At 36.7% G+C, this 15,618-nt stretch carries 10 protein-coding genes; 3 read left to right on the forward strand and 7 right to left on the reverse strand.

The window, feature by feature from the left end:
* The first annotated feature begins 131 nt into the window (after nucleotides 1-131).
* From PXC01_RS13185 to PXC01_RS13195, 3 genes are read left to right on the forward strand one after another with little or no spacing between them, the layout of a single operon-like run.
* A complete protein-coding gene (locus tag PXC01_RS13185) occupies nucleotides 132-4,397 on the forward strand; it encodes a hybrid sensor histidine kinase/response regulator transcription factor (RefSeq protein ID WP_276472754.1) in 4,266 nt (1,421 codons plus the stop codon).
* A gap of 17 nt (nucleotides 4,398-4,414) precedes the next feature.
* Complete coding sequence (locus PXC01_RS13190) at nucleotides 4,415-6,232, forward strand: arylsulfatase (RefSeq protein WP_276472755.1); 1,818 nt, start codon at nucleotides 4,415-4,417, stop codon at nucleotides 6,230-6,232.
* A gap of 53 nt (nucleotides 6,233-6,285) precedes the next feature.
* The gene (locus PXC01_RS13195) at nucleotides 6,286-7,929 is read left to right on the forward strand and encodes a sulfatase family protein (RefSeq protein ID WP_276472756.1); all 1,644 of its coding nucleotides are present in this window, start codon (nucleotides 6,286-6,288) and stop codon (nucleotides 7,927-7,929) included.
* Between the two features lie 119 nt (nucleotides 7,930-8,048).
* Here PXC01_RS13195 and PXC01_RS13200 read toward each other — a convergent pair whose 3' ends face one another.
* The 7 genes from PXC01_RS13200 to PXC01_RS13230 form a co-directional block, all read right to left on the reverse strand.
* The gene (locus PXC01_RS13200; RefSeq protein ID WP_071339869.1) at nucleotides 8,049-8,399 is read right to left on the reverse strand and encodes an L-rhamnose mutarotase; all 351 of its coding nucleotides are present in this window, start codon (nucleotides 8,397-8,399) and stop codon (nucleotides 8,049-8,051) included.
* Nucleotides 8,400-8,411: 12 nt separating this feature from the next.
* Entirely contained in the window at nucleotides 8,412-9,734 is a 1,323-nt protein-coding gene (gene fucP / locus PXC01_RS13205) for an L-fucose:H+ symporter permease (protein WP_276472757.1), read from the reverse strand.
* 23 nt (nucleotides 9,735-9,757) lie between these two features.
* Nucleotides 9,758-10,552 (reverse strand): SDR family oxidoreductase, encoded by a 795-nt coding sequence (locus tag PXC01_RS13210; RefSeq protein WP_276472758.1) that lies wholly within the window; start codon nucleotides 10,550-10,552, stop codon nucleotides 9,758-9,760.
* Between the two features lie 2 nt (nucleotides 10,553-10,554).
* Nucleotides 10,555-11,382 (reverse strand): amidohydrolase family protein, encoded by an 828-nt coding sequence (locus PXC01_RS13215; protein ID WP_276472759.1) that lies wholly within the window; start codon nucleotides 11,380-11,382, stop codon nucleotides 10,555-10,557.
* 22 nt (nucleotides 11,383-11,404) lie between these two features.
* A complete protein-coding gene (locus PXC01_RS13220) occupies nucleotides 11,405-12,856 on the reverse strand; it encodes a tagaturonate reductase (protein ID WP_276472760.1) in 1,452 nt (483 codons plus the stop codon).
* Between the two features lie 8 nt (nucleotides 12,857-12,864).
* The gene (locus tag PXC01_RS13225) at nucleotides 12,865-14,517 is read right to left on the reverse strand and encodes a UxaA family hydrolase (protein ID WP_276472761.1); all 1,653 of its coding nucleotides are present in this window, start codon (nucleotides 14,515-14,517) and stop codon (nucleotides 12,865-12,867) included.
* Between the two features lie 69 nt (nucleotides 14,518-14,586).
* The gene (locus PXC01_RS13230; protein ID WP_276472762.1) at nucleotides 14,587-15,594 is read right to left on the reverse strand and encodes a zinc-binding alcohol dehydrogenase family protein; all 1,008 of its coding nucleotides are present in this window, start codon (nucleotides 15,592-15,594) and stop codon (nucleotides 14,587-14,589) included.
* Nucleotides 15,595-15,618: the final 24 nt, after the last annotated feature.

Genomic DNA, 15,618 nt, shown 5'->3' on the forward strand with positions numbered 1-15,618 from the left:
GTAAGTTATTGATATCAACATATATTAGAATGATAAATGGTTATTGAATTATTATTATTTAAACCATATCTTCTACATATGAAATCATATCGTTCAGTGTCTTAAAGTAAACTTTATCATTTTTATAGTTCATGAATATTCTCCCAATTTTAGCTTTTGATATTAAAAATAAATTGTATGCAGAAGTGGTTAAGGCACTAATAGTTTCCGTAAATATGAAATCATATCTCGTACTTGTCGCTTTATTATTCGGTCTTTTGGCACAAGGTCAAGAAAACTTCTATTTTGAACAAATAGGCACGGACGATGGTCTTTCGCAAAGTGATGTGAACTGTATATATCAAGATTCATACGGTTATATGTGGTTTGGTACACACGATGGATTAAATAGATATGACGGGTATTCTTTCGCCGTTTTTAAACCTGATCAAAAAAGCACGAACATAAATAGTAATCTTATTTACGCCATGACAGGCGATCAAAATGGTAATCTGTGGATTGGTAGTACTGGTGATGGATTATTTTATTATGATAAAAAGAAGGAGACTTTCAAACAATTTAAATTCAATAAAGAAGACGACTATAGTATTTCTAACAATTATATAACGCGATTATACATCGATAGCAAAAATAGATTATGGATAGCTACTAAAGAAGATGTGAACATGGTTGACCTCTCGGTATCTGTGGATAGTGTAAAGTTTGAAAAGTTCAAGTTTGTTATCAAGGACACCGATGAGCGACAAGATGGTAGTGTAATCAATTCTATATATGAAAATTCTGATGGCGAGATACTTTTGGGCGGTCATTTAGGAATATATCAGCTAAAACTTGACGCTGGTGGCAAATCCTATTTTAAACTGATTAGTGATGAAATCGGTTTTGGTACAGAATCGGTAGGTGTAATAGCGCAAGACAGATATAACAAATATATTGTTGGAACAGGGCAGGGGTTGTTTGTCCAAAATAATGATAAGGAACAAAAATTTATAAAAATAAGAGAAGGAAACTTTACGTCTTTGGCTTTTGATGATATGAACCACATTTGGGCCGGTACTGATAATGGACTGTTATATTTTGATAATTCTTCTAGCTTAAAGCAACCCCGGTTAATAAAAACCTTCAGCTATAAGCCAGAAGTTAAAAATAGCATTAGCAAAAATATTATTACCTCTTTGTTCATAGATAGAACGGGTATTTTATGGGTTGGTACCAATGGTGGCGGAGTAAACAAGTTTGATCCAAACAGAAAAAAGTTTAAACACGTTAAGCGCAATTTAAAAGAGAACAGTCTTAGTTATGATAAAATAAGATCAATTTTTGAGGATAGTAACGGTACATTTTGGGTAGGTACAGAAGGTGGTGGTTTAAATAAAGGTGAATCTGATAAAGAGAAATATGCCGCATTTACTTCAACTAATGAATTAAGAAAAGTTTTTGCCCTTGAAGAGATTACCATAAAAAATAGAAAATTTCTTTTGGCGGGCGGTCAAAGTCATCCGTACTTGTTTAAAATAGATATTACAAATCCTAAAGACAACACTCCTAAAATTACTAGACTAGAAGGTATTCACAGAAGTGTATTCAGTCTCTTGAACGATTCTCAAGATAACTTATGGATAGGTACCTATTCAGGTGGTTTGTACCGATGGATAAAAAATCCGGATGGAAGGTATTCAAAGCAGAATTTTAAGGAAAATACCAGTGATGTTAACTCCTTGGCCAACAATATTGTAAGAAATATTTATGAAGATAGTAAAGGGAATATTTGGATTGCAACGGGAGATGGACTTAGTCAGCTAACTATTACCGAAAAATATAAAGAACACCCAAAATTCAAAAATTACAAAAAGGATGAAGATGATCCAAGTTCATTAAGCCACAATTATATTTTATCACTTTTTGAAAATAGAAAAGGAGAGCTTTGGATAGGTACTTTTGGTGGTGGATTAAATAAACTTATACCAGGGGAAAATGGTGAAGAAGCGACGTTCAAGAACTATAGTATAGCCCAAGGTTTGCCTAACAATGTAATAAAGGCAATTCTAGAAGATGAACAAGGTCATTTATGGGTTTCTACCAATAAAGGACTGTCCATGTTTGATACTGAACAAGAAATCTTTAAGAATTTTGATGTCTCGGACGGCTTGCAGGATAGTGAGTTTCAAGAATTGGCCTCTTTAAAAAGAAAAGACGGTGAATTAGTTTTTGGCGGGATCAACGGTTTTAACGCATTTTATCCAAGGGAAATAAATGATAACAAAACAGCACCGGAAACGGTAGTTACCAAACTATCTATTTTCAACGAAGAGGTAGCTGTAGGCGAAGAGATAAACGGTAGGGTTTTATTGGAGAAAAATATATCCGAGGTAAAGGATATTACCTTAGAGTATAGCGAGAATAGCTTTTCATTTGAATTTTCTTCCTTACATTTTTCTGCACCAAGAAAGAACCAATACGCATATAAGTTAGAAGGGTTTGATAATGATTGGGTATATACAAGTTCGGACAAAAGGTTTGCTACTTATACTAACATTGAACCTGGTAATTATACCTTAAAGGTAAAATCATCCAATAACGATGGCCTTTGGGATAATACACCGTACACCTTACAATTAACTGTTAGACCGCCTATTTACAGAACTACGGTGGCATATATTATTTATGGCCTTTTACTATTGCTTCTTTTGGCCGGTTTATGGAGGTTTACCATAATTAGTAATACCAAAAAACATCAACTGGAACTGGAACACTTGGAGAAAGAGAAAAACGATGAACTGCAAACCTTAAAGCTTGATTTTTTCACCAATATTTCGCACGAGTTCAAGACCCCGCTTACTTTGATCAAAGCTCCTTTGGAGTATTTGTTAAGCAATAAAGAAGAAATTGGGGCATCTAATCTGAAAGAGCAATATCAATTAATGCATAAGAACACCAACTACCTTTTAAGGTTGGTGAACCAATTGTTAGATTTTAGAAAAATCAACCAAGGTAAAATGTCACTTGTTGTTAGGCATACGGATATTGTATTTTTTATAAAGGAAGTAGCGGAGCCCTTTCAGTTATTGGCATTTAAAAAATCGGTCAAGTTCAACATTGTCTCAAGTCAAGAGCATTTTAAAACTTGGTTCGATCATAATGCATTGGAAAAGGTGATAAACAATCTTTTGTCCAACGCCTTTAAATTTACCCCTGAGGGTGGTGAGATTATAGTAGAAATCGATGTTGACAAAAATGGACCTACAGAAAAAGAAAATGTTATCATTAAAGTAAAGGATAACGGACTGGGTATTTCAGATGTTAAGAAAAATATCATTTTTGAGAAGTATTATACGGAAAAAGAGAACGAAAAAGTAAATTCCAAAGGTGTAGGTATAGGCCTTGCGTTTACCAAAAGTTTGGTAGAGTTACACTTAGGCAGTATTTCCGTTGAAAATAATGAAGGTGGAGGGTCTTGTTTTATAGTGACCCTACCAACGGATAAACAAGCATACGAAAATGCGGAAGATATCAGCTGTAAAGAAATAACCGATAATGATTATTTGGTAAGATCTTCTGAAGCTGAGTCCTTGGCAATAGATTTGAATGATGAACTGGAAGATTACAATTTATCTAAGGTTAGATCTAAAAACCCCGTATTGCTTATTGTAGATGACAATCCTGATATCATACAGTTCATAAAACAGGTCATGGGTAAAACCTACACGGTCTTTGAAGCCAATAATGGAGAACGGGGTATGGAGATAGCTAAAAAAGTGTTGCCCAATATTATAATCACGGATGTAGTTATGCCGGTAATGGGCGGTATTGAGTTCTGTGAAATGATAAAAACAACCAATATCACCAGTCATATTCCGGTAATAATGTTGACTGCCAAGACTTCGCAAGAGAGTGAGATAGAAGGTTTGTCACACGGAGCAGATGCCTATTTAAAAAAACCGTTTAATGTACAGGTACTAGAGCTTAAAGTAGCCAATATTCTTAAAGATAGGGAAGAGTTGCGTAAAAGATTCAAGAAAGAAATTACGTTACAGCCCAAAGAAGTTACCGTAACCTCATTAGATGAAAAGTTTTTGCAGCAAGCGGTTGAGACGGTAGAGAAACATATGATGAATACTGATTTTAATGTAGAGATGTTGGTGAAGGAAATGGGGCATAGTAGAAGTAATCTTTACCTAAAGTTCAAGGAGCTTACCGGTTTGTCTTCAAGTGAGTTCATAAGGAATATTCGATTAAAACGAGCCATTCAACTTCTGGACAATAGCGATTTTTCCGTAAAGGAAATTATGTTCAGAACGGGGTTCAATACCGCCTCCTATTTTTCTAAATGTTTTAAAAAAGAATTTGGTGTAGTACCTAGTGAATACATTAAGAAAACAAAAGTGGAACAAGATTAAAACACCTTCAATCAAATATGAAACTCGGTAACAACCTATTTTTAAAATTTTCTGTATTGGTATTGATATTCAGTTCCTGTAAGGATAGGAATACGGTTGATGAGAAAAAAGCGAACGATTTTGAACGACCTAATGTTATTTTTATAATCACAGATGATCAAGGCTATGGCGACGTAGGTTTTCATGGTAATACTATTATAAAAACGCCCAATATTGATGCTTTAGCGGCGAAGTCTACCGAGTTGACCAACTTTCATGTAGGTACTACCTGTGCGCCCTCTAGGGCGGGATTAATGACAGGTAGAAATAGTAATAGAAACAATGCTTGGCATACCATTGGGGGCTGCTCTATTTTAAATGAAGAGGAGCAAACCATGTCCGAGGTTTTTCAAGAAAATAGATATGCAACTGCAATGTTCGGCAAATGGCATTTAGGGGATAATTACCCGTTTAGACCGCATGATCGAGGTTTTGATAACGCATTATATCACGGCGGCGGTGGTGTAGGACAAACTCCGGATTTTTGGAATAATGATTATTTTGATGATACTTATTTCAGAAACGGTATTCCAGAAAAGTTTAAAGGCTATTGTACAGATGTTTGGTTCAATGAAACTATAAAATATATTGAAGATCAGGCGGATAAACCTTTTTTTGCATATTTAGCTTTAAATGCGCCTCATGGTCCATTTAACGTACCGAAAGAGTATTTAGATATGTATGCAGATGCAAATCTTACCGATACCCAAAAACGGTTTTATGGTATGATCAGTAATGTGGATGATAACATAGGTAAGCTTTTAAAATATCTAGAAACATCTGGAAAGCTGGAAAATACAATTTTAGTATTTACGACGGATAATGGCACTGCTGCCGGCATTGGTAAAAAAAATGGATTGACTACGGGGTATAATGCAAATCTCAGAGGAACCAAAAGTAGCCCGTATGATGGTGGTCATAGGGTGCCGTTCTTAATTCATTGGCCCAAGGGAAATATAACTTCAAAGAACCAAAAGAAAAGTAATGATTTGGTGGCACATGTAGACATCTTGCCCACTTTTGCCGCGTTATGCAAATTAGAATATACACCTAAGAACTATTTAGATGGTACCGATGTCTCCCAAGTATTCCAATCAAATACAAAATTGGAAGATCGTATGTTGGTGGTAGATACCCAACGATTGCAATGGCCCAAAAAAGATAGAAATAGTTGTGTCATGCAAGGGGTGTGGCGCTTGGTAAATGGAGATGAGCTCTATAATATAGAAACTGACATAAGTCAAACAGAAAACCTTAGTGATAAGTTTCCTGAGCGGGTGAAAAATATGCAGGCATTTTATGATGAATGGTGGAAAAGTACGGAGGCGGATATGCATTATGCAAGCATTCCTTTAAACACGCCAAACAATGAAAACGTGTTGCTTACCATTCATGATCTACATTCAGAGGATCCAATACCGTGGAATCAAGATTTGATAAGAAAAGGGGAGTTTTCACCTAAGGGGTATTATTTGGTAAGGGTGGAAGAAGACGGCCTGTATCAATTTAAACTGGGTAGATATCCTCAAGAGTCTAATTTAAACATCAATGAAACTACGGATGCTGTTCTATCCACAATCAATAAAGACGGACTATCGGCAGGTGTTGGAAAAGAAATAGTATCGGCAAGTGTTACAATAGGGAAATATAAAACCAAAGTATTGGCCAATGGCAATAGCAATAATGTTCAATTGAACCAGCATTTAAAAAAAGGGTCGTATCATCTTTCCGCTAGTTTTACTACTGAAGATGATCAACAGCTTCCTGCATACTACATATCAATTACTAAAAAATAATAGAACTAAAAATGGTATTGAAAAGAATTTCCAATTGTATAATGTTCGTCGTAATGTTTTCTCTTATGGCGTGCAATGAAAAACCTAAAGATGCTGGTATAAATAAAGCACGGCCAAATATCATTTTCATTATGGCAGATGACCATACTACTCAGGGGTTGGGCGTTTATGGTAGCAGGTTGGCATCATTGAACCCAACGCCAACATTGGATAAATTGGCAAATGAAGGCATGTTGATGGAAAATGTGTTTGTAAACAATTCTATTTGCGTACCAAGTAGGGCGGCCATTATATCAGGACAAAGAGCACAGACCAACGGTGTGCTAGATTTGGAAGGTGCCTTACCACCAGCGAAGCAATACCTGCCAAAAGAGATGAAAAAATTAGGTTATCAAACGGCAATTATAGGTAAGTGGCATTTGCATGATGAACCTGCGGAATTTGACTATTACAAGGTGCTACCGGTACAAGGCAAATATTTTAACCCTGATTTTAGAGTTCGTGGAGAGCAAGAATGGCCAAACAATGTAGTACAGACAGAAGGGCATTCTACAGACGTTATTACGGACAATACTATTGAATGGTTAGATAAAGGAAGAGATAAAACTAAACCTTTCTTTTTAATGCACCATTACAAAGCACCACATGACGATTTTGAAAATGCCCCACGTTACAATGATTATCTGGCAGATACCTTTATTCCGGAACCAGAGAGTTTATATGATAATAAGAACAATGGTTCGGTAGCTACTAGGGGATCGAACGATTCCCTAACGCGCATTATTGGTTCATCGGTCTCTAGACGCAATTTAATTCGTAATCAGGCCATGAATATTTATACAGATAGCTCTATTTATAAACAATATAGAGATCAAAATACTATTGGGATAGATGAGCATAAAAAATGGCAGTTGACACCAGAGGAAAAAGAAATCACCTCAACGGTGTATCAAGATTACTTAAAGCGCTATTTGCGTTGCGTAAAGGGTGTAGATGATAATGTAAAAAGACTGATTCATTATTTGGAGGAAAATAATCTGTTAGAGAATACAATTATTGTGTATACCGGTGATCAAGGTTTTATGTTGGGCGAACATGATTATATAGACAAAAGATGGATGTACGATGAATCTATGCGTATGCCATTCTTTGTTCGTTATCCTGAAAAAATTAAAGCTGGTTCGCGCTCAAATGCTATGGTAAATAATACTGATTTTGCTCCTACCTTAATTGAAATGGCAGGTGGGTCTGCGCCAGATTACATGCAAGGGAGAAGTTTTAAATCAATATTGGAAACAGGGGAAGAACCGGCAGATTGGCCGCAATCTACTTATTATCGTTATTGGATGCATATGGCACACAGACATCAGAATCCGGCACATTTTGGGCTTAGAACTAAAGATTATAAGTTGATATTTTTTTACGGCAGGTATTGGGTAGATACGGACGACCCCAACGCTGAATATAATAAAGCTAGCTGGGGTAATGATTTTAGCAATAAAACACCGGTAGCGTGGGAATTCTATGATTTAAAGAACGACCCAAAGGAAATGAACAATGCTTATAATGACCCAAACTATACAGAAGTTATTGCTGAATTAAAAGAAGAGTTGATAAAGGTTAGGGAAGAATTAAATGAAACCGATATAAATTACCCACACATACAAAAGGTAATTGATGCCCATTGGAATGATTGATAGCCATAGTTCCATAAATAGAAAAAGCCAACTTGTTAAAGTTGGCTTTTTTGTTAAAGCTATGACAGACTGCTAGTAAATTGATTGATAGTTTTTAAAATGGTTTTACGTAGCGTTTATTATTTTTCTAGTTGAAATATTTGTTCTAAAGCTATCCACTTTTCACCTTTTTTTGCCCATGGAAGTTCTTGTTGAAATCCCCACATCAGTTCTTCCCATTCTTGAACCTTTGGGTTTTCCGCATCCATTTTAGACTTCTTATCGGGATCAAAAGAAGCATCGACTTCCATAATCATGAACATTCTATTACCTGTAAGGTAGATTTGCATATCTATGATACCGGCATCTTTAATGCTCTTTGTAATTTCTGGCCATGCATTGCCTTCTGCATGGTACTTTTTGTACTCCACAATTAATTCTGGGTTATCTTTTAAATCGCAAGCAAAACAAAGACGTTTATTTAAACTCATAAAATGGATTAATTAGTTGGTATGATATTTTTTATAAACTGTTCTTCCGTAAAAGGCAACTACACCAAGACAAATAAGTGATAGTACAAATGAAAATCTCATTTCTGTAACTCCAAAAATAGTAATGTCCTCATATCCAACACCACCTAAATCTAGCATATAACCCTGTAAAAAGGGGAGTAGTGCTCCCCCAACAATAGCCATGACCAAAAATGCAGCTCCAAATTTGGCATCTTCACCTTGGCCTTCTAAAGCAATACCGTAAATGGTGGGAAACATAATGGACATGAACAACGAGGTTGTCACTAATGAATATATACCTAACATACCCGGTAAAAATATTGCGCCCAGCAGGGTTAGCATTCCACCTAATCCAAAAAGCATTAATAATTTTCCAGAGTCTATTTTGGCCATAAGGGCAGTACCTATGGTTCTACCTATCAGAAAAACAATGTAGCCGGCTAAACCGTACCAAACGGCAGATTTTGCGTCAATGGCAAGTGTTTCGGCGTATTGGTACACGTAGGTCCAACACATAATCTGGGCACCTACATAAAAAGCTTGTGTGACCACACCAAAAGCAAACTTTGGTTGTTTCCATAATCGTTTTACGGAGTCTTTAAAAACCACCTTTGCCTCTTGATGTTTGTTTTGTGGCATCTTAACCACGCTGATCAATACAAAAAATATCAAAACTACAAGTCCTAAGAGTACATATGGATTTCTAATAATTTCCAGGTCAGATGTTCTAATGACGGCTTTGGCACTTTCGTTCAATGTGTCAAAAATAGGAACACCATCTACTGTTGTGTCATCGGATTGTAATGCGCCCAATACAAAGTTTTGAGCCACCAATAGCCCTAAAATAGAACCCATTGGGTTGAACATTTGGGCAAAATTCAAACGTCTGGTGGCTGTTTCTTCTGCACCCATAGAAAGAATGTACGGGTTAGATGTAGTTTCTAAAAACGCCAACCCAAAAGTTAGTACATACAATGCTGATAAAAAGAAAGGGTAGCTTTCATAGGCAGCTGCCGGATAAAATAGCAATGCGCCTATGGCATATAATGCCAAGCCTAATAAAACCCCTTTTTTATAAGAGTATTTATTTACGAATAAAGCAGCGGGAATAGCCATGGTAAAATAACCACCATAAAATGCTAACTGTACCAAAGATGCTTGCTTGTTGGATAATTCCAGTACTTTTTGAAAACCGCGTACCATGGGGTTGGTCATATCATTTGCCAAGCCCCACAAAGCAAACAGAGAAGTAATCAATATAAATGGCACCAATACTGATTTGGCAACAACAGGTATTTTTTCAGATGTGTTCATAAGGATTGGTCGGTTTTGTAGAATTATTTTTCGGATAATAAAGATCGGTCTAGATGCACATAGCCACCATCAACAGTTATAAATTGGCCAGTGGTGTGTGATGATCTTTCGGATATAGCGAATAATACGGCATCGGAAATTTCTAAGGGAGAAGTCATTCTGTTTTCAAACGGAATGTTCTTTACAATAGATTGTAATTTTTCATCGCCATTATCTAAACTGTTGATCCAGTTTTCATAGGCTGGTGTCCAACTTTCAGCAATGATCAAAGCATTACTACGAATGCCGAACGGAATTAAATCTACCGCCCATTCACGGGTTAAGCCAAGAACACCACCTTTGGATGCCGCATAGCCAGAAGTACCGCCCTGTCCCGTAAGTGCAACTTTGGAACCTACGTTTAAAATATTGCCTTTCGCCTTTTTTAAGTAGGGTAGGCAAAACTTGGTCATGGCAAAAAAACTGACCAGATTAAGCTGTAAAGAGCGCATAAATTTCTCTATGCTATCTTCCAGTCCAACCGTGTCGTTAACACCAACATTATTGATTAAGGCATCTATTTTTCCATATTTGTCACCAATGGTTTTCGCCGCTTGTTCTATTTGTACAACATCGGTTAAATCTGTCTTTACAAATATGCTGTCTATACCTTTATCACGTAGCTCTTTTTCATATTCAAATCCGCGATCATTTCTACAAACAATAACAGGAAGAGCGCCTTCCTTAGCTAATTCTTCTACAATGGTTTGCCCAATGCTTCCTCGTAGACCGGCTGCACCCGTTATTACTACTACTTTATCTTTTAGTCTTAAATCCATACTTATAAATTGTAAAATTCAACTGCATTGTTTCCCATAATGTTATGTTGTTCGTTATCGCTTAGACCAGAAATGAAATCTGTGACTAAGTTTTTAACCTGGCTATAATTTCCCGCTACCAAGCAAACAGGCCAGTCAGAACCAAAAAGGCATCTTTTTGAACCAAAAGAGGTCAGGACAAGGTCTAGATATTTTGAGAGATCATCAGGCTTCCATTTTTTGTAGTCGGCCTCTGTAATCATACCCGATAGTTTACAGTAAACATTTTCCAGTAATGCTATTTCTCTCATCATGGTAGCCCAACCGTCATAAAAACCGTCTTTTATGTAGGGTTTAGCTATATGATCAATCACAAATTTTTGATTTGGAAATTGCTTTACAAACTCTAAAGTTGCCCCAAGCTGATGCGGAAAAATTAGAATGTCATAAGTATATCCAAACGGTTCAAGTTCTTTTATACCGTTCAAAAATGGCTTTCTTAATAGAAAATTATGATCAGGTTCTCCCTGTACCACATGTCTAAATCCCTTTAATATAGTATGGTTGCTTAACTTTTCTAAATCGCTTTTAATGGTAGAAGCACGTAAATCTACCCAGCCCACAACACCTTTTATGAAATTGTTTTCTGCGGCTAGATTAATTAAAAATTCAGTTTCCGCTAACGTTTGATCAGCTTGTACCGCAACACAGCCGTCAATGGCATTGGCTTTTAATTCACCAATGAGGTCATTAGGCATGAAATCTCTTCTAATTATCCTCATATCATCATCGATCCATGAATGCTTTACGGGCTCATACTGCCAAAAATGTTGATGTGCGTCTATGGTCATAGTCAATTGATCAATAGTTACCTTAATTTATCATTGTAAGAGCTTCTTCAAATCCGTATTTTTCAATATTGCTAAGGTTTTTGTAAATCATGTTAGTTAAACCGGTTATTTGGTTCAGGTCCTCTTGCCAAATATCAGAATTGCCCAATAATCTGGTAGTCAATGTATTTAAGTCAATGTCGTTTTCTCTAAATTGTTCCCAGGTGTTAGAGAAATATTCAAGTACCGAAGTAGTATCGTTTAAATCAATTTTGTCATTGTTGAAACTTCCTTCATAAAAGCGAATTAGAGCACTCAATGCAAATGTGATATTTGCGGGAAGACTTCCTTTTATTTTCAAATAATCTTTTAAGCTAGGTAATAAACGAGTTACAAATTTTGAGGTGCTGTTCAATGCAATACTGATCAGTTGATGTTCAAGTGCCGGATTTTTAAATCTGTTAACGACGTCATTTGCAAATTGCTCTTTGTAATCTTGTGGAAAATCTAAAGTCTCCAACACTTCGCTCATCAATACTTGATGAATAAAGTTAGCGACTAGGGTATTCTTCATGGCGTCTTTAACCAAGCGTTCACCTAATAGGTATGCCACTGGAACCATTGATGTATGGGCACCGTTTAAAATGCGCACTTTTAAATTTCTATAGGATTCTAAGTCTGAAACCAATTCAATATTTAAATCTGTTTTATTGAAAGGAAATTCATTTAAAATGTCATCAGGTCCTTCTAATAACCAACTTTGGTACAGTTCACCTGCAACGGCAAGTTGATCTTTAAAGCCAAGCTTGGCTTCCATCTCTTCAATTTTATCTTTAGGATAACCAGATACAATACGGTCTACCAAGGTATTGTAAAATATGCATGCTTCTAATATCCAATTTTTAAACGATTCTTCAAGGGACCAGTGATCTGCGTATTGCAAAATACATTGTTTTAATGCTTCCCCATTTTTATCAATAAGTTCAACAGGTAAAAGAATGCATCCTTTATCCAAAGCGCCATCAAAGTGTGTAAACCTATGAAATAGCCAAACGGTAAGTTTTGCCGGAAACTCTTTGGGAGGTGTATGGTCAAAGGTATCATCTGAATTAAAAACGATACCCGCTTCCGTAGTGTTCGATATAATAAACCGCAATTCAGGAGTTTTTGAAAGGTCAATATATTTTTGCCATTCAGAATAAGGATTGATAACTTTTTGAATGCAATCAACAACGGTTAAATCTTGTACAAAAATATTGTTCTCATATCCTTCTAATTGCACGGAGAACAAACCATCTTGTGATTTTAGCTCTTGATAGTCACCACGTGCAGTGGGTTTAATTACGGCAACACCGGCATTGAAGGTCGTAGCGTTGTTTATTTTTTGAATACTAATATCTACAAATGCCCTTAGAAAATTACCACCTCCAAATTGCATTACTTTTATGGGTAATGATTTACGATCGGTTATGGCATTACTGTTTAAAATTTCCATATGTATTGTTATAGTGATATTCCTCTTTTCCAAGGAATAAAATCGTCTTGTCCCAAACGTACTGCGTTAGGTATTTTTTCTCCGCTTGCCACGGCAATGATGTATTCTAGAAGCTCTTCACCTTTACTTTCTATAGTTGCCGTAGCCTCTATAATACCACCAGTGTTAAAGTCAATGATATCTGCCATACGCTCGCTGAGTTGCGTATTACTTGCTATTTTAATGGTAGGGGCAATGGGGTTGCCGGTAGGGGTACCTAACCCCGTAGTAAAGCAAATAATAGTACAGCCAGAACCTGCAAGTCCCGTCGTACTTTCTACATCGTTACCAGGAGTACAGAGTAAATTCAAGCCTTTTTTCGTGACCGGTTCGGTATAATCAAGCACATCGGTAATTGTGGAAGTACCACCTTTTTTTGCCGCTCCGGCGGACTTCATTGCGTCCGTAATGAGTCCGTCTTTTATATTACCGGGTGAAGGATTGTTTTCAAAACCTGAACCCACTTCCTCGGCACGTTTGGCATAGGTTTGCATTAGTCCCGCAAATTTTTTTGCATTTTCCTTAGACTCACATCTATTCAGAAGTTCCTGTTCAACACCATTTAGCTCAGGAAATTCAGCAAGAACCGTAGATGCGCCAAGTGCCACCAACATATCTGAAACATGGCCTAGTGCTGGGTTGGCAGAGATACCTGAAAATCCGTCAGATCCACCACACTCCAGCCCAAGGGTCAGTTTGTTCAGTGGTGCCGGAGCACGTTTGGTTTTATTGGCCTCTATTAAACCTAAAAAGGTTTGTTTAACTGCATCTTCAATAAAATGTTGTTCCCTTTTACTTTGTTGTTGTTCTAGTATGACAAGTGGTTTAGAAAACTGAGCATCCCTTTTATTAATGGCATCTTCTAGTATAGGAATCTGCGCATTTTGGCAACCAAGACTTAGCACCGTAGCACCGGCAACATTTGGGTTGGTAATATAGCCAGCTAAAAGGTTGCAAAGAGTATCGCTATCTTGCCTAATGCCACCGCAACCACCATCATGTGTTAAAAATTTTATGCCATCTACATTGGGGAAAACCTGCTCGTCCGTATTCGGAATTTCAGGTTTTAGAATGTTGCTTTTTAATAATTCTTCATTAGTAGCTTGTTTCTTATACTGCTTTACAAGCGTCTCTGTAGAGATGATGTCTGCTGCTGAAGTTTTATATCCTAACGGTTTTAAAAGCGCTGTCCTCAATACTTCAACATTTCTATTTTCACAGAATACTAGAGGGATAACTAGCCAGTAATTAGCGGTACCTACGCTACCATCTTTTCTGTGATAGCCCATGAAAGTTCTGTTCTTAAAAGCATCAATATTTGGAGGGGTAAAGTTCCATTGTTGGTTTTCTATTTGATAGGTAGATGCTGCATGTACTAAATTTTCAGTGGTAATAGCCTCTCCTTTTTTAATAGGCACAACCGCTTTGCCTACAATAGAACCGTACATATAGACTAAAGCATCTTTTTCCAAATCGGTAAACGTAAACTTGTGTTTCGCCTTTACTTTTTTTGGAATACGAAAAGTAATATTATCATGTTGAATATTCGTGCCTTCAGGAATATCTTGTAAGGCAACTAGTATATTATCTTTTGTATGAATGTGTAAAAATGTCTTATCCATAAATTCGTTTACAAGCTTTCAAAAAATAGAAATAGGGCCGCATAGGTTTATTTCTATTTCATTTTTGATTTAGAAAGTGACCATGGCTTTGATGACACCGGTCTCAGGTTTTAGCCATGCGTCAAAATTGGCTATCATTTCATTATATGTTACGGTATGTGTCACAAAAGATTCAATTGGGAATTGGTCGATTACATCAATAACATATTCAAAATCTGCCAAGGTGGCATTTCTACTACACATGATGGTTGTTTCTTTTGCATGTATTGCCGGATGATTGAAGGTTAAATATTCCTTGGATAATCCTACTAATACATAGCGACCACCATGCGCCATATAATTAGGACCATTTTCCAGGGCATATTTATTGCCTGATGCATCAAAAACCGCTGTTGCCAAATCATTATTGGTAAATTCATTGACTTTGGCTACTGCATCATCATCTGCTTTTACAGTATAGTCTACTCCAATTTTTTCTTTGGCATAGTTTAACCTTTGTTGATTAACATCAATGGCAATTACTTTGGCGCCTTGCAATTGTGCTAATTTCATGATTCCTATGCCTATTGGGCCACAACCTATAACCGCAACGGTTTCTCCTTTTACGATCTGTGCCCTACGTAAAGCGTGCGCACCAATGGCCAATGGCTCTACAATTGCCATTTGCTCTAAACTAAGATTGTTCGCAGGGAGCAGTAGTGCAATAGGCACGTTGATAATTTCTTGCATACCACCGTCCGTATGAACGCCTAAAACCTTAATGTTGGTACAGCAATTTGTTTTTCCGGCCTTGCAAGCCACACAAGCATTACAACTTATATAAGGCATAACCACAACTTTATCACCTTGTTTAAGCCCTTTTGAATTAGGTTCAATGGCAATAATTTCAGCAGCAAGTTCATGACCTAAAATTCGTGGATAGCTAAAAAAAGCTTGATTGCCCGCATAGGCATGCAAATCTGTACCACATATACCTACTCTCTTAATTTTTAGAGTAGCTTCATTAGGTTTAGCTACAGGTGCTTCTTTATCTTTTAAGGTAAACGTGCCGGGTTCTTCGCAAGTTATATATTTCATTATCGTAAATGTTCAAATGCAAGT

The organism is Maribacter huludaoensis (assembly GCF_029350945.1).
GTDB classification, from domain to species: domain Bacteria; phylum Bacteroidota; class Bacteroidia; order Flavobacteriales; family Flavobacteriaceae; genus Maribacter; species Maribacter huludaoensis.